Source organism: Burkholderia sp. Bp9143 (assembly GCF_003853645.1).
GTDB lineage: Bacteria > Pseudomonadota > Gammaproteobacteria > Burkholderiales > Burkholderiaceae > Burkholderia.
This window is the reverse complement of the sequence record NZ_QTPO01000161.1, coordinates 1-625: the sequence shown is the minus strand read 5'-3', so window position 1 is coordinate 625 and position 625 is coordinate 1. Positions and strand designations below refer to the sequence as shown.

Here is a 625-nt window from a genome sequence, read left to right as displayed (position 1 = left end):
GCCCCGTGCGCGATCGCCTTGTAACGGAGCTTGTTTCGGAAGGACGACCAGGATGCGTCGTAGACGCTCTTCGCCATCCTGGTTCTGGCGAGCTTCGCGGCCGACACGTTGCCGACCGCGATGTAATCGAAACGCCGCACCAGATCGAGTGCGAGCTTGTGCTGGAAATCGGCTCGGGCATTCGCGACCTTGGCATGCAGCTTCGCGATATGTCGCTTGTGCTTGCGCGCCCGTTGCGCTTTCGCGAGCTTCTCGGCCGCGCATCGACCGAACTGATCATTAGGCAGCTTCTCGCCCGTCGAAAGTGTGGCGAAGTCTTTCAGACCGAGATCGATGCCGACACCGGAACGGATCGGGCGGGCCTGAACATCGGGCATCTCGATCACGATATTCAAGAACCAGTTGCCACGCGCATCCTGCGCGAAGTTGGTTCCGTCCTTGATCTTGCCTTCGGGAAGTGGGCGGCTGTTGAACACGCGGAAGGCGTTGCCGGCAAAGCGAAATGCGTCGCCCTCGCGCTTGAGGTCGCGCCCCTTCAGCGGCACCCAGCCCAGCGATTTCCTGCCGCGATAGCGCAGGTAGGGCAGACGGTTCCGACTGCGCGACTTCGCGTATTGCTCGCACG

1 protein-coding gene is annotated in these 625 nt (G+C 61.9%); it reads right to left on the bottom strand.

Annotation, left to right across the window (positions count from 1 at the left end; all coding sequences use genetic code 11):
• Positions 1–625: RNA-guided endonuclease TnpB family protein (locus tag DIE23_RS39130; RefSeq protein ID WP_148093509.1), on the bottom strand; the 625-nt coding region annotated here is incomplete at both ends.